This is a genomic window from Streptomyces cupreus (assembly GCF_014257025.1).
GTDB lineage: Bacteria > Actinomycetota > Actinomycetes > Streptomycetales > Streptomycetaceae > Streptomyces > Streptomyces cupreus.
Window position 1 is genome coordinate 1 of record NZ_JACMSF010000101.1, and the last position, 18,906, is coordinate 18,906.

Consider the following 18,906-nt stretch of genomic DNA (forward strand, 5'->3'; position numbering starts at 1 on the left):
GTGGGGAGGACGGGGAAGTGACGCAGAGCAGTGTGCGCGAGGCCGCGCCCGGCGCCGCGGGGGGCGGCGCGGGAGTGGTCGACGGCGGGGAGGGCCAGAGCGGCCGCCGCAGAGCGCGGCCGGGGCGTGGGCGGCGGTTCATGAAGTGGTCCGCGACCCTGATGGCGGTCCTCATAGTCGGTACGGCCGGGGCGGGGTACCTCTACTACCGGCATCTGAACGGCAACATCAAGCACGACGACCTGAACCTGGGGGACAACAAGGTCGCCGAGCCGACGCCGAACGCGGCAGGCCAGACCCCGCTGAACATCCTGCTCATCGGCTCGGACGCGCGGGACACCAAGGAGAACCAGAAGCTCGGCGGCGCCAGGGAGACGTTCGGTACGCCGGCGCGGGCGGACGTGCAGATGCTGCTGCACCTGTCGGCCGACCGCTCCAACATGTCGGTCGTCAGCATGCCCCGCGACACCCTCGTACAGATCCCCAAGTGCACCGACCCGGACGACGACGAGGTGTACCCGGCGAGCAACGGGCGGGTGGCGACGAACCAGAGCCTCCGGCACGGCGGTCCGGGCTGCACGGTGGCCACCTGGCAGGAGCTCACCGGCATCCACATCGACCACTTCATCATGGTCGACTTCGCGGGCGTGGTGTCGATGGCCGACGCCATCGGCGGCGTCCCGGTGTGTGTGGACGCCAATATCGAGTCGCGCGACAGCCAGGGCCACGGCTCCGGTCTGAAGATGGAGGAAGGCACCCACCCGGTGAAGGGGGAGCAGGCCCTTCAGTGGCTGCGCACCCGCTACGGCTTCGAGGACGGCAGCGACCTCGCCCGCGCCAAGGCTCAGCACATGTACATGACCTCGATGGTCCGCGAGCTGCGCGAGAACGCCACCCTCAGCAACCCGCTGAAGCTGCGCAGGCTCGCCGAGGAGGCCACCGACGCGCTCACGGTCGACCCGGGTCTGGACGACGTCAAGAAGCTCTTCGAGCTCAGCAACGAGCTGCGGAAGGTGAACCCGAAGCGCATCACCATGGCCACGATGCCGAACCGGTACGTGGGCGCGCAGGTGGAGCCCACCGAGGACGCCGAGCAGCTCTTCCGGCTGGTGCGCGAGGACATCGCGCTGGACGGCAAGGACAAGAAGAAGGCGAAGACCGAGGAGAAGGTCTCGGACGACCCGGCGGCGGCCGACGGCGAGATCGCCGTCCAGGTCCAGAACGGCACCGGCAGCGACACCCTGGGCGCGGTCAGCGGGCGGGCGAACACGGTGACCGGGCTGCTCCAGGAGGAGGGCTTCACGCAGGCCGTCGCCGATCAGTCGACGCTGCTGAGCGAGGACCGTACCGTCGTGCGCTACCCGAGCGCCGAGCTGGAGGGCGACGCCCAGCGGGTCGCCAAGTCCCTGGGGATTCCGCTGAGTTCGGTGAAGCGCTCCACGGAGGTCACCGGGGTGACGCTCGTCGTCGGCGCGGACTGGCGCGAGGGTACGGCGTACAAGGCGCCCAAGAAGGACGACAGGATGCCCGACGCCGACAAGGCCCTCAACGGCGCCGACGACACGGCTTGCATGCACGTGAACCCGGCCTTCACGTTCTAGGCCGGGTTCGGGGCTGTGCTCAGTCCGCCGTGCTCAGTTGCCGACGCTGAGCACGGCGGGGCGCCGGGAGGCGATGACCTTGCGGGCCAGGGAGCGGGGGCTGGTCAGGAAGCCCCAGCCCCAGGACATGTGCATGGTGGCGAGGGCCACGGGGATCTGCAGCCGGGCCTTCAGCGGCAGCCCCTTGCCCGCCGGTATCGACCCGAGGACGATCGCCGCGAGATAGCCGCCGGGGATCACGAAGCCGAGCGGGCTCAGCGCCGCGCCCACGACCAGCCCCGCCACGATGGCGCACACCGCGGTCGGCGGGGCGAGGTAGCGCAGGTTGATGGAGCCCTCGTGGTAGCGGGCGACGACGTGCCGCCAACGGCCGTAGTCCTTGTACTGCTTGGCCAGTGCCTTCATGCTCGGCCTCGGGCGGTACGACACCTTCAGCTCGGGCGAGAACCAGATCAGCCCACCGGCCTCGCGGATACGGAAGTTCAGCTCCCAGTCCTGGGCGCGGATGAACTCCTCGTTGTAGCCGCCCTGCTGCTCCAGGGCCTCGCGGCGGAAGACGCCGAGGTAGACGGTCTCGGCCGGGCATGCCTGGCCGCCCGTGTGGAAGACGGCGTTGCCGACCCCTATCTTCGAGGTCATCGCGGCGGCCACCGCGTGCTCCCAGTCGTTCTCGCCCTCGGCGTGCATGATGCCGCCGACGTTCTGCGCGCCGGTCTCCTCCAGGAGCCGTACGGCGGTGGTGATGTAGTTCGGCGAGAGCATGCCGTGGCCGTCGACGCGGACGACGATCGGGTGGCGGGATGCCTTGATCGCGGCGTTGAGGGCGGCGGGGGTGCGACCGGACGGGTTCGGCACCGTGTGGACACGCGCGTCTTCGGCAACGAGCTGGGCGGCGATCTCGTCCGTACGGTCCGTGGACGGACCGAGGGCGATCACGACCTCCATCTCGCCGGCGTACTCCTGCGCGAGGATCGCTTGGACGGCTCCGCGCAGATGCCGCTCCTCGTTGAGGACGGGCATGATGACAGAAACGGCGGGGAGCTGCACGTCGGACTTGGCGTTCATAGGGGCCTCACGTTACCGCGAACGGGGGACACCGGTGCGCCCCGCCCGGGGCGGTGCACCGGGCCACAGATCGTATGGGCCTACGGTGCTCGCGGATCCCACGTCCCCGCAGTACGGCCTTCGCGGAGGTGTCGCCGTGCCCGCATCCCCCGCATCCCGTCCTCCCCAGCGTCCCCAGCGGCCCCGGCGCCGCCCGCCGCGGCCGCCGGTACGGCGAAAGAGGCCGCGCTGGGCCATGCGGGCGGTGACGACGCTGTCGGTGGTGGTGCTGGCGGCGGCCGGGATCGGGCACGCGGTGGTGAGCAGCCTGGACGCGGACATCGCGCGGGTGGACCCCTTCAAGGACATGAAGAACCGGCCCCAGGCCGGGCACGGGATGAATGTCCTTCTGGTCGGCACGGACGGGCGGGACCGGATCTCCGAGGCGAAGCGGCGCGAGTACCGGCTCGGTGGGGCGCCGTGCCACTGCACCGACACGGTCATGATCGTGCACATCTCGGAGGACCGGGAGCGGGCGAGTGTGGTGAGCCTGCCGCGGGACTCGTACGCGATGACGCCGGCGCATGTCGACGTCACGAGCGGTGAGCGGCATCAGGGGCATCCGGTGAAGCTGAACTCGGCGTACGCGGAGGGTGGGCCGCAGCTGACGGTGCGGACGGTGGAGGCCATGACCCGGGTGAAGATCGACCACTACCTGGAGGTCGACTTCATCAGCTTCATGAAGACGGTGGATGTGCTGGGTGGGGTGAAGCTGTGCACGGCGGAACCGCTGAAGGACTCGTACACCGGCCTCGACCTGCCTGCGGGCACGCACTCGATGAACGGCGGGGAGGCGCTGCAGTACGTCCGCTCGCGGCATGTCGACGGGGCCTCGGACCTTGGGCGGATGCAGCGACAGCAGCACTTTCTGGCGGCGCTGGTGAAGCGGGCGACGTCGTCGGGGATTCTGCTGAATCCGATGAAGTTCCGGGATGTGACCCGGGCGGTGCTGGGGTCGGTGCGGGCGGACAAGGGCTTCGGGACGGATGAGTTGCTCGACCTCGGGCGGGCGATGCGGAACTTCTCGCCCTCGTCGTCGGAGTTCACGACCGTGCCGATCGGGCGGATGGGGTACGTCGTGAAGGGGGTCGGGTCGACCTTGAAGTGGGACCCCGTGAAGTCGTCCCGGCTGTTCGACGCCCTGCGCGAGGACAAGCCGCTTGCCGCGCACCGGGCGAAGGGCGAGGTGCTGAAGGTGGATGTGGCGCCGCAGCAGATCCGGGTGCAGGTGGAGAACGGGACGGGGACGGCGGGGCTGGGGAAGCGGGTGGACTCGGCGCTGGCGGCGGCGGGGTTCCGGACGAGTCGGATGCCGGTGAACGCGGCGGAGCGGTCGGTGAAGCGGACGGTGGTGGCGTACGACCCGCGGTGGGACCGGTCGGCGAAGTCGCTGTCCGCCGCGCTGCCGGGCAGTGAACTGCGGGCGGTCAAGGGTCTGGGTCCGACGCTGAAGGTGATCGCGGGGGCGGACTTCGAGCGGGTACGGAAGGTTCGGGCGACCGATCCGGCGCAGGGGCAGGGGGAGTCCGGGGTGGTGCGGGGGGACGAGGTGGGGTGCAAGTAGTTCCTCGCCCCTGAAAGCTAGTCCTCGATGCCCTCCGCCGCTCGCTTCTCCCGGAGGTCCATGATTGCCCTGCGGCGGGCCAGGCGGTGGGTTCGGCGGATTTGGGCTTCCTGGTAGCGGCGCTTGTCCCGTTCCGATTCCGGGAGGACCGGAGGGACCCTGCGGGGCTTGCCGTCGGCGTCCACCGCCGCGAAGACCAGGTACGCCGAGCCGACCTGGGTGGGCGGGGTGGATTCGTTCCAGCGTTCCGCCAGGACTCGAACGCCTACCTCCATCGACGTGCGGCCCGTCCAGTTGACCTGCGCCTTCACATGGACCAGGTCGCCCACCCGCACCGGCTCCAGGAACGCCATCTCGTCCATGGACGCCGTCACCGCGGGGCCCCCGCTGTGCCGGCCGGCCACCGCACCCGCGGCATCGTCGACCAGCTTCATGATCACACCGCCGTGCACCGTACCCAGAAGGTTGGTGTCGCTGTGGGTCATGATGTGGCTCAGCGTGGTGCGCGACGCGGACGTCGGCTTGCCCGGGATATCCGGAGTGCCCGATTCCGCGGTGGAGACCTGGTCTGTCATGGCCTCCACCTTATGCCGAGGGACAACGCGGGGACTTTGTGTTGGGTTCGCAACAGCCGTGCCCCTATTTTTCGCCGACCCTTGTAAGACACACAGCCGTTCCCTGCACACTGGGGCGCATGAACAACTGGCCCGAGGGATGGTCCGACAGCAACCGCGGCAGCGGCTACGGACACGGCAGTGCAAGCGCACAGCCGGATGGCGCACGCGTCATGCGGCAGGTCCGCCGCGGCCCGGCGGCACCGCCCGGCGGGGGCCAGGCGGCTCCGCCGTACGGCGTGCCGCCCCAGCCGTCGTACGTCGACGGCCGGGGCCAGGACGGCTACGGCTCTGACGGATACGACAGCGGGTACAACACCGGGCAGGTCTACGGCTCGCCCCCTGGCGGCGGTGACAGCGGCATGCGCGAGCCCCGGCCCGCGCCGAACTGGCGCCGTCGTATCAAGTGGACCGCGATCACCGTCGTCACCGTGCTCGTCGTCACCGCCGTCGGCACCTACTTCTGGGCCGACTCCAAGCTCAACCGCGAGGTCGACCTCTCCAAGGTCATCGAACGGCCGGAGGCGGGCGAGGGCACGAACTATCTGATCGTCGGCTCCGACAGCCGTGAGGGCATGACCGACGAGGAGAAGAAGGAACTGCACACCGGGTCCGCCGAGGGCAAGCGCACGGACTCGATGATGATCCTGCACACCGGCGACAACGGCCCGACGCTGATCTCGCTGCCGCGTGACTCGGACGTGGAGATCCCGACCTTCGTGGGCTCGGAGTCCGGCAAGACCTACCCGGGCACGGGCCGGCATGTGAAGCTGAACGCCGCCTACGCGGAGGACGGCCCCGAACTGCTGGTGCGCACGGTCGAGTTCAACACCGGCCTGCACATCGACCACTACGTCGAGATCGGCTTCGCCGGCTTCGCGAACATCGTCGACGCGGTCGGCGGCGTGGAGATGGAGATCCCGAAGGGCGGCATCAAGGACTCCAAGTCCGGGGCCGACCTGAAGGAGGGCAAGCAGACCCTGAACGGCGAGGAGGCGCTCGCCTTCGTCCGCACCCGGTACGCGCTGGCCGGCTCCGACCTGGACCGTACGAAGAACCAGCAGAAGTTCCTCGCGGCCCTGGCCAACCAGGCCGCGACGCCGAGCACCGTGCTGAACCCCTTCAAGCTGTACCCGACGATGAGCGCCGGCCTGGACACCCTGATCGTCGACAAGGAGATGGGCCTGTTCGACCTGGCGTCGATGTTCTGGGCGATGAAGGGCGTCACGGGCGGCGACGGCAAGTCCATGAACATGCCGATCTCCGGCTCCTCGGGCGGCAACCTCGTCTGGGACAAGGCGAAGGTGAAGACCCTGGTGGAGCAGCTGAACAACGACGAGAAGGTCACCGTCTCCGGGAACTGAGACACACCAGGGGCACACCGGTCCCGCCGAGCCTTCGAGCCCGGCGGGACCGTCCTTTTCCTCAGCCCTTGCGGCCCACGCCCCCGAAGTGCGTGACCTCGCGATCTCCGCGTCCGTGGTGTCGGGGCGCCAGTGGGAGCAGGTGACGATGCCGGGTTCCAGGACCTCGACGCCCTCGAAGATGCGGACCAGGTCGGTGCGGCTGCGCAGGGTCATGGGGGCCGAGCCCTGGCCGTTCCAGTACTCCACCGCCGACTTCATCGCCGCACCGTCCACCTCGGTGGTGGGGTGGGAGACGACCAGGTAGCTGCCGGCGGGGACGCCGTCGAGGAGGCGGCGGACGATGGCGACGGCCTCGTCGGTGTCCAGGACGAAGTTCAGGATGCCCAGCATGGTGATGGCGACCGGCCGGGTCAGGTCGAGGGTGCGGGCGGCGCCCGCGAGGATCGCCTCCGGGTCGTGGACGTTGGCCTCGATGTAGTCCGTTGCGCCCTCCGGCGCGCTGGTGAGCAGGGCATGCGCGTGGGTGAGGACGAGCGGGTCGTTGTCGACGTAGACGATCCGGCAGGACGGGTCGACGCGCTGCGCCACCTCGTGGGTGTTGTCGGCGGTGGGCAGGCCGGTGCCGATGTCCAGGAACTGGCGTATGCCCGCCTCTCCGGCGAAATGGCGCACCGCGCGTGCCAGGAAGCGGCGGTCGGCGACGGCCGAGCGGGGCAGGGCCGGTACGAACCCCAGGATCTGGTCGCCGACCTCCTCGTCCACCGGGTAGTGGTCCTTGCCGCCGAGCCAGTAGTTCCAGATCCGCGCCGAGTGGGAGACGTCCGTGCGCAGCCGTGCGGTGCGGGCCACGCCCTCGTCGTCGGGCGATGGCGTGGTGAGGTCGGACATGGCGCGGTCTCCTTCGGACACATACGGTCGATGCGCACCCAACGTAGGCACGACTCGGCCTTTCTGGCGGGAACTTGACCAACGTCCAGGAAACAAGGACCAGTAAGGGTCCAGGAAACAGCGCGGCCCCCGAGCCCGCTTTCGCGCGCCGGGGGCCAACGTCCTTGGGGTTACGGCAGGTTGCGCGCCATCACGATGCGCTGGACCTGGTTGGTGCCCTCGTAGATCTGCGTGATCTTGGCGTCGCGCATCATGCGCTCGACCGGGTAGTCACGGGTGTAGCCGTAGCCGCCGAGCAGCTGGACGGCGTCCGTGGTGACCTCCATCGCCACGTCCGAGGCGAAGCACTTGGCGGCCGCGCCCAGGTAGGTGAGGTCGGCGTCGCCGCGCTCGGAGGCGGCGGCGGCCTGGTAGGTCAGGGCGCGGGCGGCCGAGATCTTCATGGCCATGTCCGCGAGCATGAACTGGATGCCCTGGAAGTCGGCGATCGGCTTGCCGAACTGCTTGCGCTCCTGGACGTAGCCCTTGGCGTAGTCCAGGGCGCCCTGGGCGATGCCGAGGGCCTGGGCCGCGATGGTGATACGGGTGTGGTCCAGGGTCTTCATCGCGGTCGCGAAGCCCGTGCCCTCCTCGCCGATCATGCGGTCGGCGGGGACGCGGACGTTGTCGAGGTAGACCTCGCGGGTCGGGGAGCCCTTGATGCCGAGCTTCTTCTCCGGGGCGCCGAAGGAGACGCCCTCGTCGTCCTTCTCCACGACGAAGGCCGAGATGCCCTTGGAGCGCTTGGCCGGGTCGGTGACGGCCATCACCGTGTAGAACTCGGAGACACCGGCGTTGGTGATCCAGCGCTTCACGCCGTTGAGGACGTAGTGGTCGCCGTCGCGGACCGCCTTCGTCTTCATGCCGGCCGCGTCCGAACCGGCGTCCGGCTCGGAGAGGCAGTACGAGAACATGCCCTCGCCCTTGGCGAGCGGGCTCATGTACCTCTTCTTCAGGTCCTCGGAGCCGGAGAGGATCACCGGGAGCGAGCCCAGCTTGTTCACCGCCGGGATCAGCGAGGAGGACGCGCAGACGCGGGCCACCTCCTCGATCACGATGACCGTGGCGAGCGCGTCGGCTCCGGCGCCGCCGTACTCCTCGGGCACGTGCACGGCGTGCAGGTCGTTCGCGACGAGGGCGTCGTGGGCCTCCTGCGGGAAGCGGGCCTCCTCGTCCACCACGGTGGCGAACGGCGCGATCTTCGCCTCGGCCAGCGAGCGGATGGCGTCGCGGAGCATGTCGTGCTCCTCGGACGGGCGGTACAGGTCGAAGTCAGCCGATCCGGCCAAGGTGTCTCACGCTCCAAAGACGCTGTGATTGTCGACGCTAATTACCGTTAAGTAACTCAAATTTTAAGGGCCCGCCCACAGGAGTGATACGTGAGCTTGGCGACAGCGAGGGAGCGTTGCCCGTGACAGGGCCCGGCTATGCTCGGGCACCGCATCACCGCATCACCGCAAACCCCTCTGGAGATCCCATGAGCCTCAAGATCACCGTGATCGGGACCGGCTACCTCGGCGCCACACATGCGGCGGCCATGGCCGAGCTCGGATTCGAGGTGCTGGGGCTGGATGTCGTACCCGAGAAGATCGACATGCTGCAGCGGGGCGAGGTCCCCATGTACGAGCCGGGTCTGGAGGACTTGCTGCGCAAGCATGTCGCCGGGATCGAGGGGTCCACCGGGCGGCTGCGGTTCACCATGGACTTCGCCGAGGTCGGCGCGTTCGGTGACGTCCACTTCGTCTGCGTGAACACTCCGCAGCGGCACGGCGAGTACGCCTGCGACATGTCGTACGTCGACTCGGCGATCGCCTCCCTCGCGCCCCACCTCACCGGCCCCGCCCTCGTCGTCGGCAAGTCCACCGTCCCGGTCGGTTCCGCGGACCGGCTCGCCGCCTACCTCGCCGAGCACGCGCCCGCCGGTGAGGACGCCGAGCTGGCCTGGAACCCGGAGTTCCTCCGCGAGGGCTTCGCCGTCGACGACACCCTGCACCCCGACCGGATCGTGGCCGGTGTGCGCAGCGAGTGGGCGGAGAAGCTGCTGCGGGAGATCTACGCGACGCCCATCGGTGAGGGGACGCCCTTCGTCGTCACCGACTTCCCGACCGCGGAGCTGGTGAAGACCTCGGCGAACTCCTTCCTCGCCACGAAGATCTCCTTCATCAACGCGATGGCCGAGGTGTGCGAGGCCGCGGACGGCGATGTCGCCAAGCTGGCGGAGGCCATCGGCTACGACGACCGGATCGGCAAGAAGTTCCTGCGGGCCGGCATCGGCTTCGGCGGCGGCTGTCTGCCCAAGGACATCCGCGCCTTCATGGCCCGGGCCGGTGAGCTGGGGGCCGACCAGGCGCTGACCTTCCTGCGCGAGATCGACTCCATCAACATGCGCCAGCGCGGGCAGATGGTGGAGCTGGCGCGGGAGGTGCTCGGGGGCGGGCCGTTCCTGGGCAGGCGGGTGGCGGTACTGGGCGCGACCTTCAAGCCCGACTCCGACGACGTACGGGACTCGCCCGCGCTGAACGTCGCCGGGCAGATCCACCTCCAGGGCGGCCAGGTCACGATCTACGACCCCAAGGGCATGGACAACGCCCGCCAGCTCTTCCCGACCCTCGGCTACGCCGACTCCGCGGTGGAGGCGGTCCGGGGCGCCGACGTCGTACTGCATCTGACGGAGTGGCGCGAGTTCCGCGAGCTGGACCCGGAGGCGCTGGGCAAGGTCGCGGCGGCACGGGTCGTGCTGGACGGCCGTAACGCCCTCGACCCGGTGCTGTGGCGGGCCGCGGGCTGGACCTACCGGGCGATGGGGCGTCCGACCGCCTAGGCTCCGGCCGCGCGTTCCTGGGCGGCCATGACCTCGTCGCCGTGTTCGAAGGCCCAGACGCCGAACGTCTCGATCGCGGGGAGCAGGGTGCGGCCGAGGTCGGTGAGGCGGTAGTCGACGTGGGGCGGTGAGCCGGGGTGGGGTCTGCGGTCGACCAGGCCGTTGAACTCAAGGCGGCGCAGAGTCTCGGTGAGCACCTTCGGGCTGATGCCGCCGATCCGCTCGCGCAGCCGTCCGGGCCGCTCAGGGCCCTCGCGGAGCGCCCAGATCACAACGGCGTTCCAGGTGTTGGCGAGCAGGTCGAAGGCGAGGCGGGCCCGGCAGTCGGCGAGAAAGTTCTGGTCGGCGGTCACTTACCGAATGGTGCCCGAGCGGCTGCCTAATGTCCTTGCCCGAGCGATGACTTGGGAGGACACATGAGGATCGGCATCATCGGCACGGGCGCCATGGCCGAGGGGCTCGGCGGACAGTGGGCACGAGTCGGGCACGACGTCCTGGTCGGCGGACGGGACAAGGGCCGCGCTACCGCGCTCGCGGCCAGGATCGGCGCCCGCGCGGGAAGCCCACGGGAGGCCGCGCGGCACGGGACGGACGCGGTCCTGTTGGCGGTGCCGTACTCAGCGGCCGTCGAGGTGGTGGCCCCGCTGGCCCAGGACCTCGGGGACCGGACTCTGGTCGACTGCACCAACCCGGTGGGACCCGGCTTCCGGCTGGAGACCGCGGGCGGGCCCTCGGCCGCCGAGCGGATCGCCGCCGCCGCGCCCGGCGCGCATGTCGTCAAGGCATTCAACCTCTGCCACGAGAGCGTCTGGCGCCTGACCCCGCCCGTCTTCGACGGCCGCCCCCTGGCCGTCCCGCTCTGCGGCGACGAGGCGACGGCCCTGGAGTCCGTACGGCGCCTGGTCCGCGACCTCGGCTGCGAGCCGGTGAACGGCGGCGGCCTGGAAAGAGCGGCCCTGCTGGAGGCCACGGCGGCGTTCCTGATCGGGCTGTGGGTGGGCGAGGGAGCCGACGCCCAGGCCATCGCGCCGCCACGGGAGTACGCCGGAATCTGAGGCGACGCCGTTTCGGCCGAGGCTCAGTCGGCCGAAACGGCGTCTGTCCGCATTCTGCCGCACACCGGGGCGCGGTGGCCCGGGAGTCCTCAACAGGCCCCCCGTACCGCTACTTGCCGCGGTACCGCCGCATCTTCGCGCGCGCCCCGCACACCTGCATCGAGCACCAGCGGCCGCGTCCCGCGGGGCTGCGGTCGTAGTACGCCCAGTGGCAGTCCGAGGCCTCGCAGGCCTTCAGGCGGGCCCAGGTGCCCGTTACCAGGGCCTCCGCCACGGCGGCGGCGACGCGGGAGACCAGGGAGCGGGCGTCCGTGGGCGTGAGGGTCGCCGAGCCGTCGCCGGCGTCGACCGTGATCCGGAGCGGGGCCCGGGACAACAGGTCCGTCAGGGGGGTCACCTCGCGGTGCGGGGGGTGACCGGCGTGGGCCAGGAGGGTCGCCCGCAGGGACTCGCGCAGCTCCCGGGCGTCCGGGACCTCGTCCTCCCGCAGCCCCAGGCTCGCCCGGGCCTCCGGCGTGTCCAGCGCGTCGGCGCCCGACTCCAGGTCCAGCGTGTTGACCAGGGACTGGACCAGTTCCAGGCCTCCGGGGGCGGGCGAGCGCGCATTCATGGTTGCGACGTTACCCCCAATGCGGGAGCATGCAGTAACGGCGTTACCGCATGAGCGCCTTTGCCAGTAACGCCCTAGCCCGTAACCACGAGTTCGCGGAGGAAGTCATGGCTCTCGCCACCCTGGACGTCGTCGTCCTGGACTGTCCCGACCCGCACGCCCTCGCCGAGTTCTACGCCGGTGTCCTCGGCGGCACCATCGAGGACCAGGGCGAGTGGGTGGACCTCAACGTGCCCGGTGGGCAGCAGCTCGCCTTCCAGGCCGCGCCCGGCTTCGTACCGCCGCAGTGGCCGCGCGCCGACCTGAACTCCCAGCAGTTCCACCTCGACCTCAAGGTCGACGACCTGGACACGGCCGAGAAGGGCGTACTGGCGCTCGGCGCCAAGCCGCTGGACACGGACGACCGCACGCGGACCTTCCGGGTTTACGCGGATCCGGCGGGGCACCCGTTCTGCCTGTGCGCCGGCTGAAGGCAAGGGGACCGTCATGACCGTCGCCCGCTTCCGTTCCGTCGTGATCGACTGCCCCGAGCCGCTCGCGCTCGCCGAGTTCTACGCGGCGATCGTGGGCGGCACGCCCCAGGTCCAGGAGGAGGACTGGGTGATCCTCGAAGCGCCGGGCGTGCCCCGGCTCGCCTTCAACCAGGAGCCGGGGTTCCGGCCACCGGCCTGGCCCCGCGAGGGCGGCAGCGCACAGCAGTTCCACCTCGACCTCGACGCCGGGTCCACGTGGGAAGAGGTCGACGCCGCCGAGAAGTGGGTGCTGGAGCTGGGGGCACGGCTGCTGAGGCGGGAGCGGGATCCGGTGGAGGAGGACTTCCGGGTGTTCGCCGATCCGGCGGGGCATCCGTTCTGCCTGTGCCGGATCGACCACCCGTAGGGACTTCAGCCGTCCAGTTCCGCGATCTGCGCCGTCGACGGCTCGCGACGCTGCTGGGCCGCCCGTGCGGTGACGTCGGCGGTACGCAGCACGCGCTGGACGTTGCCCCAGGTCAGCAGGGCCAGGTCGGTCTCCGTCCAGCCTCTGCGGAGCAGCTCGGCGACGAGGTGCGGGTAGCAGGAGGTGTCGGCGAGGTCCTGCGGATGGGCGGTGCCGACGTCGTAGGTGCCGGACAGGCCCACGCACTGCGTGCCCGCGACCGCGCGGACATGGTCGAGGTGGTCGGCGACGTCCCGGACGGACGGACCGGTCTGCTCGGCGGTGAGCGGCACCATGCACACGCCCTTCGCGGCGCCCAGCTCGGCGAGCAGGTCGTCGGGGAGGTTGGCCGGGTGCGGGCGCAGCGCGCGAGCCGCCGAGCGGGTGCACAGCACCGGCGTCTTGGAGGCGGCCAGCGCCCGGCGGATGGTCTGCTCGGAGGCGCCGGAGAGCTCGGCGAGGACACCGAGCCGGTTCATCTCCCGGACCACTTCCTCGCCGAAGCGCGTCAGCCCCGCCTCGCTGGCCCAGGACGTACCGGCCAGCGTCAGGACGCGCAGCCCGAGACTGTGCAGCACACGCAGGATGCCGAGGGAGTCGTCCAGCGCGGCGGCCGTGGCCGGGCCGAGCAGCACCGCCGCGCGGCCGCAGTTGCGGGCGTCGATGACCTGGCCCGCGGTACGGGCGAGCCGTAGCCCCTCGGGGTGGGCGGCGATCACCTTGCGCACCAGGTCCAGCTGTTCCAGGGTTGCGGCGACGGCCCGGTCGGCGGCCAGCCCCTCCGGCAGGTGCAGCGAGCAGAACAGCGCGCCGACATGGCCCTGTCTCAGCCGCGGTACGTCGGTGTCCACGGCGCTCTCGCCGAGCTCCAGGTCGTACCAGGGCAGATGGCGCAGCGCCCAGGGCAGTCCGCTGTAGCCGTCGGCGACGGGGTGCGCGGCGAGCAGGGCGTGGGCCCGCTCCAGGGGTTCGGCGTCCGGGTCGTCGGAGAGCGGAGCGGGCGGCTCGACCGGGAAGGGGGCGGCCAGGGGCAGCTCGTCGACCGGGCCTACCTCGGCGGCGGTGTGCAGGTCGTCCTGGAGATCGGCCATGGCGGGCTCCGTACGTGCGAGGTGATCGCTGTACGGTCACCGTCGCACGCGGCACGGAGGCCTTCCTGGTGGACGGGGCGTTCGGGGGTCCGCCGGTTCAGCGACCCCTCGTCGGCGGCCCGCAGCGGTCCCTGGGTCTCGTAGTACCGCAGGGACCGCTCGCTCAGCCGTCCAGCGACTCGATCGTGGCGTTGGACGGCGCCCGCGTGGCCTGCAGGTCACGTGCCACGTCCTCCGCCGCGCCCAGCACCCGTACGGAGTTCTGCCAGGTCAGCTTGGCCAGGTCCGAGGTCGACCAGCCGCGGTCCATGAGCTCCGCGATCAGGTTCGGGTAGCCGGAGACGTCGCCGAGGCCGTCCGGGGTGAAGGCCGTGCCGTCGTAGTCGCCGCCGATGCCGAGATGGTCGATCCCGGCGACCTCGCGCATGTGGTCGAGGTGGTCCGCCACCGTCGCGGCCGTGGCGACGGGACGCGGATTGCGCTCCTCGAAGGCGCGGTGCACCTTCATCGCCTCGGCGGTGGTGTCGAGGTGGTGGAAGCCGTGCTCGCGCATGTTGTCGTCCGCCGCGGCCGTCCAGTCGACCGCCGCCTGGAGCACGAACTTCGGCACGAACGTCACCATCGCCACCCCGCCGTTGGCGGGCAGCCGCTCCAGGACGTCGTCCGGGATGTTGCGGGGGTGGTCACAGACGGCACGCGACGAGGAGTGGGAGAAGATCACCGGCGCCAGGCTGGCGTCCAGCGCGTCCCGCATCGTCGTCGCCGCCACGTGCGAGAGGTCGACCAGCATGCCCTCGCGGTTCATCTCCCGCACCACCGCGCGGCCGAAGGCGGACAGACCGCCGACGCCCGGCTCGTCGGTCGCGGAGTCCGCCCAGTCCACGTTGTCGTTGTGGGTGAGGGTCAGGTAGCGGACGCCGAGCGCGTACAACCCGCGCAGGGTGCCGAGGGAGTTGGCGATGGAATGCCCGCCCTCCGCGCCCATGAGCGAGGCGATACGGCCCTCCGCGCGCGCCGCCTCCAGGTCCGCGGCGGTCAGCGCGGCCCGCAGATCGTCCGGGTGCCGGTCGATCAACTGCCGTACGCAGTCGATCTGCTCCAGCGTCGCCGGCACCGGGTCCGGCAGGTCCGAGCGGACGTACACCGACCAGTACTGCGCCCCGACCCCGCCCGCGCGCAGGCGGCCGAGGTCGGTGTGGAGATGAGCGCTCTGGTCCGCGGCGATGTCACGGGCGTCGAGGTCGTAGCGGACCTGCTCGCGCAGTGCCCAGGGCAGGTCGTTGTGCCCGTCGACCACGGGGAACTCCCGCAGCAGCTCCCGGGCCGCCTCCACGGAGCCCACGGCCGTCACTTCCCGAAGCCGAAGCCGTTGGACCCCTCGACCTTGGCGCGCAGGCGCCTGCCCTTCTCGGTCGCCTGGTCGTTGAGCTCCTGCTGGAACTCCCGCATCCGGCCGAGGAGTTCCTCGTCCTGGGTGGCGAGGATACGGGCGGCGAGCAGACCGGCGTTGCGGGCACCGGCGACCGAAACGGTGGCGACGGGGACCCCGGCAGGCATCTGCACGATGGAGAGCAGGCTGTCCATGCCGTCCAGGTACTTCAGCGGCACCGGCACGCCGATGACGGGGAGGGGGGTGACGGAGGCCAGCATGCCCGGCAGGTGCGCGGCTCCCCCGGCCCCCGCGATGATCACCTTCAGACCGCGCTCGGCGGCCTCCTCGCCGTACGCGACCATCTCGCGCGGCATGCGGTGGGCGGAGACGACGTCGACCTCGTACTCGATCTCGAAGTCGTCGAGCGCCTGCGCGGCGGCCTCCATGACCGGCCAGTCGCTGTCCGACCCCATGACGATGCCTACAACCGGGCTCATTCGGTGATGGTCCCTCTCAGATAGCCGGCAGCGTGACGGGCGCGCTCCAGCACGTCGTCCAGATCGTCGCCGTAGGTGTTGACGTGGCCGACCTTGCGGCCGGGCTTCACGTCCTTGCCGTACATGTGGATCTTGAGCTGGGGGTCGCGGGCCATGCAGTGCAGATACGCGGAGTACATGTCCGGGTAGTCGCCGCCGAGGACGTTGACCATGACGGTCCACTTGGCGCGCGGGCGTGGGTCTCCGAGGGGGAGGTCGAGGACCGCGCGGACGTGGTTGGCGAACTGGGACGTGATCGCGCCGTCCTGGGTCCAGTGGCCCGAGTTGTGCGGGCGCATCGCGAGCTCGTTGACGAGGACGCGGCCGTCGCGGGTGTGGAACAGCTCGACGGCGAGGTGGCCGACGACGTCCAGTTCCTTGGCGATGCGCAGCGCCATCTCCTCGGCCTGGAGGGCGAGGGTCTCGTCGAGGTCGGGGGCGGGCGCGATGACGGTGTCGCAGACGCCGTCCACCTGGCGGGACTCGACGACCGGGTAGGCGACGGCCTGGCCGTGCGGAGACCGTACGACGTTGGCGGCGAGCTCGCGGACGAAGTCGACCTTCTCCTCGGCGAGGACCGGGACGCCGGCCTTGAAGGGGGCCTCGGCCTCCGCCTCGTTGTCGACCACCCACACGCCCTTGCCGTCGTAGCCGCCGCGGACGGTCTTGAGGACGACCGGAAAGCCGCCCGCCCGTCGCCCACCACCGCCCTTGCCGGAGGGCCCTTCGGGCCCGCCCCTTTCGAGCTCCGCCGCGAAGGCGGCCACGTCCCGGGGATCGGCGACGATGCGGTGCCGGGGGCACGGTACGCCGATCGCGTCCAGCTTCGCCCGCATCACCCCCTTGTCCTGGGCGTGCACCAGCGCGTCGGGGCCGGGGCGCACGGGGATGCCGTCCGCCTCCAGGGCCCTGAGGTGCTCGGTGGGTACGTGTTCGTGATCGAAGGTGATCACATCGCACCCGCGCGCGAAGTCACGCAGCGTGTCCAGGTCGCGATAGTCGCCGAGGACGACTTCGCTCACCACCTGGGCTGCGGAATCCTGAGGGGTGTCACTGAGGAGCTTGAACCTGATGCCCAGCGGGATGCCTGCCTCGTGTGTCATACGAGCGAGCTGGCCCCCGCCGATCATGCCGACTACCGGGAACGTCACGCCCCTAGGGTATCGGCCACGCCGGGGCGGCCGGTTTCCGCGCCTGTGTGCCGGTCCACAGGCAATCGTGGGGAGGGGTGGTTAGCATGGCTTGGTTGACGAAACCGATGGACGGGGGCTTTCACTCCATGGGACGTGGTTCCTCCGAGCTGGTGCGACGCTATGTGCACGAGGCCGTGAAGTTCGGCGCCGTGGGCGGGGCGGGGCTGCTGGTCAACCTCGGTGTCTTCAACCTCGTGCGGCAGGTGACCGACCTGCAGGTCGTGCGGGCCAGCGTCATCGCGACGGTGGTGGCGATCGCGTTCAACTACGTCGGGTTCCGTTACTTCACGTACCGCGACCGCGACAAGACCGGGCGTACGAAGGAAATGAGCCTGTTCCTGCTGTTCAGCGGGGTCGGCCTGGTCATCGAGAACGGCGTCCTGTACGTGGCCACGTACGGCTTCCACTGGGACAGCCCGCTCCAGAGCAATATCTTCAAGTTCCTCGGCATCGGTATCGCGACGCTCTTCCGGTTCTGGTCGTACCGCACGTGGGTGTTCCGTGCGCTTCCGACGCGGGAGAGGGTGGCCGACGCGGAATCGTTTCTGAAGCAGGAACGGAAGCCGAAGCCCGCCCAGCCCGCGGGCGCGGCCCGCAGGTAGGCCCCTACCGGACCGTCGGCTCCGCCTGCCCCACCGGCTTGGCCGGGGTGCGGGAGAGGAACAGGCCGAATACCGGTGGGGAGGCCTGGAGCATTTCCAGGCGGCCGCCGTCTGCTTCCGCGAGGTCGCGGGCTACCGCCAGGCCGATGCCCGTCGAGTTGCGGCCGCTGATCGCTCGCTCGAAGATTCGGGCGCCGAGGTCCGCGGGGACGCCTGGGCCCTCGTCCGTCACCTCGATCACCGCCTGGTTGCCCGTGACGCGGGTGCGCAGGGCGACCGTGCCGCCGCCGTGCATCAGGGAGTTCTCGATCAGGGCCGCCAGGACCTGGGCCACCGCGCCCGGTGTACCCACGGCCTGGAGGTGGCGCTTGCCCGAGCTGACGATCGCCCGGCCCGCGCTGCGGTACGCCGGGCGCCACTCCGCCAGCTGCTGCTGGATGACCTCGTCGAGGTCGAAGGTGACGGCGGAGCCGGTGCGGGGGTCGCGGGAGTTCGTCAGGAGACGTTCGACCACGTCCGTCAGGCGTTCCACCTGGGTCAGCGCGATCATCGCCTCCTCCTTCACCGTGTCCGGGTCGTCGGTGACGGTGATCTCCTCCAGGCGCATCGACAGGGCGGTCAGCGGGGTGCGGAGCTGGTGCGACGCGTCTGCGGCCAGGCGGCGTTCCGCCGTCAGCATGCGGGCGATCCGCTCCGCGCTCGCGTCCAGTACGTCCGCCACCCGGTCAAGCTCCTGGACGCCGTACCTCTTGTGGCGGGGTCGTGGGTCCCCGGAGCCCAGGCGTTCCGCCGTCTCCGCCAGGTCCGTCAGCGGGGACGCCAGCCGGTTCGCCTGCCGTACGGCCAGCAGTACCGCCGCGATCACCGCCAGCAGCGCCACCGCCCCGATGATCAGCAGCGTTCGCCCGACCTCACGCGTCACCGTCGAGCGGGGCTCCTCGACGGTGACCGTCTCGCCCTCCTCGCCCTTGCGGGTGGCGCTGATGGTGTCGCCGACGGGCTTCTCACCGATCGCGATGGGCCGCTCGCCGGGCACCCGGATGACGGCGTACCGGTCGTCCGGCACCTGGTCGCGCAGCATGTCCGCGGTGACCGCCCCGGTCGCGATCAGCCTGCTGTCCACGATGGACGCCAGCCGCACCGCCTCGGAGTCCACCCGCTCCTGCGCGGTGCTGCTGATCGTGCGGGTCTCGACGATGACGAGGGAGACCCCGAACACGGCGATCACGACGAGCACCACGGCGAGCGTGGACTGGATCAGTCGACGGCGCATGGCCCCGTACTACTCATGGCTTCTGGACACTCATGGCTTCTGGACTCAGCTCTTCTCGAAGCGGAAACCCACTCCGCGCACGGTCGCGATGTACCGGGGGTTCGCCGCGTCGTCGCCGAGCTTCTTGCGCAGCCAGGAGATGTGCATGTCGAGGGTCTTGGTGGACGACCACCACGTGGTGTCCCAGACCTCGCGCATCAGCTGGTCGCGGGTGACCACCCGGCCCGCGTCCCGGACCAGCACCCGCAGCAGGTCGAA

General features: G+C 70.5%; 19 protein-coding genes and 1 pseudogene. 8 read left to right on the forward strand and 12 right to left on the reverse strand.

The window, feature by feature from the left end; genetic code table 11:
- The first annotated feature begins 17 nt into the window (after positions 1 to 17).
- Positions 18 to 1,601: an LCP family protein gene (locus tag H4N64_RS41935; RefSeq protein WP_418896339.1), complete on the forward strand. Its 1,584-nt coding sequence runs from the start codon at positions 18 to 20 to the stop codon at positions 1,599 to 1,601.
- A gap of 33 nt (positions 1,602 to 1,634) precedes the next feature.
- On the opposite strand, the gene H4N64_RS41940 is transcribed toward H4N64_RS41935, so the two are convergent.
- The gene (locus H4N64_RS41940) at positions 1,635 to 2,666 is read right to left on the reverse strand and encodes a glycosyltransferase family 2 protein (protein WP_186287883.1); all 1,032 of its coding nucleotides are present in this window, start codon (positions 2,664 to 2,666) and stop codon (positions 1,635 to 1,637) included.
- 136 nt (positions 2,667 to 2,802) lie between these two features.
- Between H4N64_RS41940 and H4N64_RS41945 the strand changes: the two genes are divergently transcribed.
- On the forward strand, positions 2,803 to 4,269 hold the full coding sequence (locus H4N64_RS41945) for an LCP family protein (RefSeq protein WP_472910313.1): 1,467 nt from the start codon (positions 2,803 to 2,805) through the stop codon (positions 4,267 to 4,269).
- 17 nt (positions 4,270 to 4,286) lie between these two features.
- Here H4N64_RS41945 and H4N64_RS41950 read toward each other — a convergent pair whose 3' ends face one another.
- Positions 4,287 to 4,844 carry an acyl-CoA thioesterase gene (locus tag H4N64_RS41950; RefSeq protein ID WP_186287885.1) on the reverse strand — a complete coding sequence of 186 codons (558 nt, stop codon included), beginning with the start codon at positions 4,842 to 4,844 and terminating at the stop codon, positions 4,287 to 4,289.
- Between the two features lie 119 nt (positions 4,845 to 4,963).
- Here H4N64_RS41950 and H4N64_RS41955 point away from each other — a divergent pair, with 119 nt between their 5' ends.
- Positions 4,964 to 6,247, forward strand: a complete 1,284-nt coding sequence (locus H4N64_RS41955; RefSeq protein WP_186287886.1) for an LCP family protein — start codon at positions 4,964 to 4,966, stop codon at positions 6,245 to 6,247.
- A gap of 61 nt (positions 6,248 to 6,308) precedes the next feature.
- Here the strand turns inward: H4N64_RS41955 and H4N64_RS41960 are convergent.
- A pseudogene (locus H4N64_RS41960) lies at positions 6,309 to 7,138 on the reverse strand (SAM-dependent methyltransferase).
- Between the two features lie 170 nt (positions 7,139 to 7,308).
- A complete protein-coding gene (locus H4N64_RS41965; RefSeq protein WP_260860314.1) occupies positions 7,309 to 8,466 on the reverse strand; it encodes an acyl-CoA dehydrogenase in 1,158 nt (385 codons plus the stop codon).
- Between the two features lie 188 nt (positions 8,467 to 8,654).
- Here H4N64_RS41965 and H4N64_RS41970 point away from each other — a divergent pair, with 188 nt between their 5' ends.
- Positions 8,655 to 9,998, forward strand: coding sequence for a UDP-glucose dehydrogenase family protein (locus tag H4N64_RS41970; protein ID WP_186287887.1), 1,344 nt, complete (start codon positions 8,655 to 8,657; stop codon positions 9,996 to 9,998).
- Here the strand turns inward: H4N64_RS41970 and H4N64_RS41975 are convergent.
- Positions 9,995 to 10,351 (reverse strand): winged helix-turn-helix transcriptional regulator, encoded by a 357-nt coding sequence (locus H4N64_RS41975; RefSeq protein ID WP_186287888.1) that lies wholly within the window; start codon positions 10,349 to 10,351, stop codon positions 9,995 to 9,997. The two genes, H4N64_RS41970 and H4N64_RS41975, sit on opposite strands and share 4 nt — an antisense overlap.
- Positions 10,352 to 10,414: 63 nt before the next feature.
- Here H4N64_RS41975 and H4N64_RS41980 point away from each other — a divergent pair, with 63 nt between their 5' ends.
- Complete coding sequence (locus H4N64_RS41980) at positions 10,415 to 11,053, forward strand: NADPH-dependent F420 reductase (protein WP_186287889.1); 639 nt, start codon at positions 10,415 to 10,417, stop codon at positions 11,051 to 11,053.
- A gap of 109 nt (positions 11,054 to 11,162) precedes the next feature.
- Here H4N64_RS41980 and H4N64_RS41985 read toward each other — a convergent pair whose 3' ends face one another.
- Positions 11,163 to 11,663 carry a CGNR zinc finger domain-containing protein gene (locus H4N64_RS41985; RefSeq protein WP_186287890.1) on the reverse strand — a complete coding sequence of 167 codons (501 nt, stop codon included), beginning with the start codon at positions 11,661 to 11,663 and terminating at the stop codon, positions 11,163 to 11,165.
- A gap of 107 nt (positions 11,664 to 11,770) precedes the next feature.
- Between H4N64_RS41985 and H4N64_RS41990 the strand changes: the two genes are divergently transcribed.
- Entirely contained in the window at positions 11,771 to 12,133 is a 363-nt protein-coding gene (locus H4N64_RS41990) for a VOC family protein (RefSeq protein ID WP_186287891.1), read from the forward strand.
- Between the two features lie 16 nt (positions 12,134 to 12,149).
- Complete coding sequence (locus H4N64_RS41995; protein ID WP_186287892.1) at positions 12,150 to 12,542, forward strand: VOC family protein; 393 nt, start codon at positions 12,150 to 12,152, stop codon at positions 12,540 to 12,542.
- A 5-nt stretch (positions 12,543 to 12,547) separates the two neighbouring features.
- Here H4N64_RS41995 and H4N64_RS42000 read toward each other — a convergent pair whose 3' ends face one another.
- The 4 genes from H4N64_RS42000 to H4N64_RS42015 form a co-directional block, all read right to left on the reverse strand.
- Positions 12,548 to 13,672, reverse strand: a complete 1,125-nt coding sequence (locus H4N64_RS42000) for a dipeptidase (protein WP_186287893.1) — start codon at positions 13,670 to 13,672, stop codon at positions 12,548 to 12,550.
- Between the two features lie 163 nt (positions 13,673 to 13,835).
- The gene (locus tag H4N64_RS42005) at positions 13,836 to 15,014 is read right to left on the reverse strand and encodes a membrane dipeptidase (RefSeq protein ID WP_186287899.1); all 1,179 of its coding nucleotides are present in this window, start codon (positions 15,012 to 15,014) and stop codon (positions 13,836 to 13,838) included.
- Between the two features lie 5 nt (positions 15,015 to 15,019).
- Complete coding sequence (gene purE, locus H4N64_RS42010) at positions 15,020 to 15,541, reverse strand: 5-(carboxyamino)imidazole ribonucleotide mutase (RefSeq protein WP_186287894.1); 522 nt, start codon at positions 15,539 to 15,541, stop codon at positions 15,020 to 15,022.
- Positions 15,538 to 16,710 carry a 5-(carboxyamino)imidazole ribonucleotide synthase gene (locus H4N64_RS42015; RefSeq protein ID WP_222110038.1) on the reverse strand — a complete coding sequence of 391 codons (1,173 nt, stop codon included), beginning with the start codon at positions 16,708 to 16,710 and terminating at the stop codon, positions 15,538 to 15,540. The genes purE and H4N64_RS42015 overlap by 4 nt, the downstream gene beginning before the upstream one ends.
- 149 nt (positions 16,711 to 16,859) lie before the next feature.
- Between H4N64_RS42015 and H4N64_RS42020 the strand changes: the two genes are divergently transcribed.
- A complete protein-coding gene (locus tag H4N64_RS42020) occupies positions 16,860 to 17,375 on the forward strand; it encodes a GtrA family protein (RefSeq protein ID WP_186287900.1) in 516 nt (171 codons plus the stop codon).
- A 4-nt stretch (positions 17,376 to 17,379) separates the two neighbouring features.
- On the opposite strand, the gene H4N64_RS42025 is transcribed toward H4N64_RS42020, so the two are convergent.
- Positions 17,380 to 18,648 carry a HAMP domain-containing histidine kinase gene (locus H4N64_RS42025; RefSeq protein WP_186287896.1) on the reverse strand — a complete coding sequence of 423 codons (1,269 nt, stop codon included), beginning with the start codon at positions 18,646 to 18,648 and terminating at the stop codon, positions 17,380 to 17,382.
- Positions 18,649 to 18,693: 45 nt separating this feature from the next.
- Positions 18,694 to 18,906 (reverse strand): winged helix-turn-helix domain-containing protein (locus H4N64_RS42030; protein ID WP_186287897.1); only part of this gene is annotated, 213 nt, incomplete at its 5' end.

Bases quoted from the DNA above. Each gene is read 5' to 3' on its own strand.
- H4N64_RS41985 (WP_186287890.1), bottom strand. From the start codon at position 11,663: ATGAATGCGCGCTCGCCCGCCCCCGGAGGCCTGGAACTGGTCCAGTCC.
- H4N64_RS42000 (WP_186287893.1), bottom strand. From the start codon at position 13,672: ATGGCCGATCTCCAGGACGACCTGCACACCGCCGCCGAGGTAGGCCCG.
- H4N64_RS42025 (WP_186287896.1), bottom strand. From the start codon at position 18,648: ATGCGCCGTCGACTGATCCAGTCCACGCTCGCCGTGGTGCTCGTCGTG.
- purE (WP_186287894.1), bottom strand. From the start codon at position 15,541: ATGAGCCCGGTTGTAGGCATCGTCATGGGGTCGGACAGCGACTGGCCG.
- H4N64_RS41995 (WP_186287892.1), top strand. From the start codon at position 12,150: ATGACCGTCGCCCGCTTCCGTTCCGTCGTGATCGACTGCCCCGAGCCG.
- H4N64_RS41970 (WP_186287887.1), top strand. From the start codon at position 8,655: ATGAGCCTCAAGATCACCGTGATCGGGACCGGCTACCTCGGCGCCACA.
- H4N64_RS41940 (WP_186287883.1), bottom strand. From the start codon at position 2,666: ATGAACGCCAAGTCCGACGTGCAGCTCCCCGCCGTTTCTGTCATCATG.
- H4N64_RS41950 (WP_186287885.1), bottom strand. From the start codon at position 4,844: ATGACAGACCAGGTCTCCACCGCGGAATCGGGCACTCCGGATATCCCG.
- H4N64_RS42020 (WP_186287900.1), top strand. From the start codon at position 16,860: ATGGGACGTGGTTCCTCCGAGCTGGTGCGACGCTATGTGCACGAGGCC.
- H4N64_RS41955 (WP_186287886.1), top strand. From the start codon at position 4,964: ATGAACAACTGGCCCGAGGGATGGTCCGACAGCAACCGCGGCAGCGGC.
- H4N64_RS42015 (WP_222110038.1), bottom strand. From the start codon at position 16,710: ATGATCGGCGGGGGCCAGCTCGCTCGTATGACACACGAGGCAGGCATC.
- H4N64_RS41980 (WP_186287889.1), top strand. From the start codon at position 10,415: ATGAGGATCGGCATCATCGGCACGGGCGCCATGGCCGAGGGGCTCGGC.
- H4N64_RS41990 (WP_186287891.1), top strand. From the start codon at position 11,771: ATGGCTCTCGCCACCCTGGACGTCGTCGTCCTGGACTGTCCCGACCCG.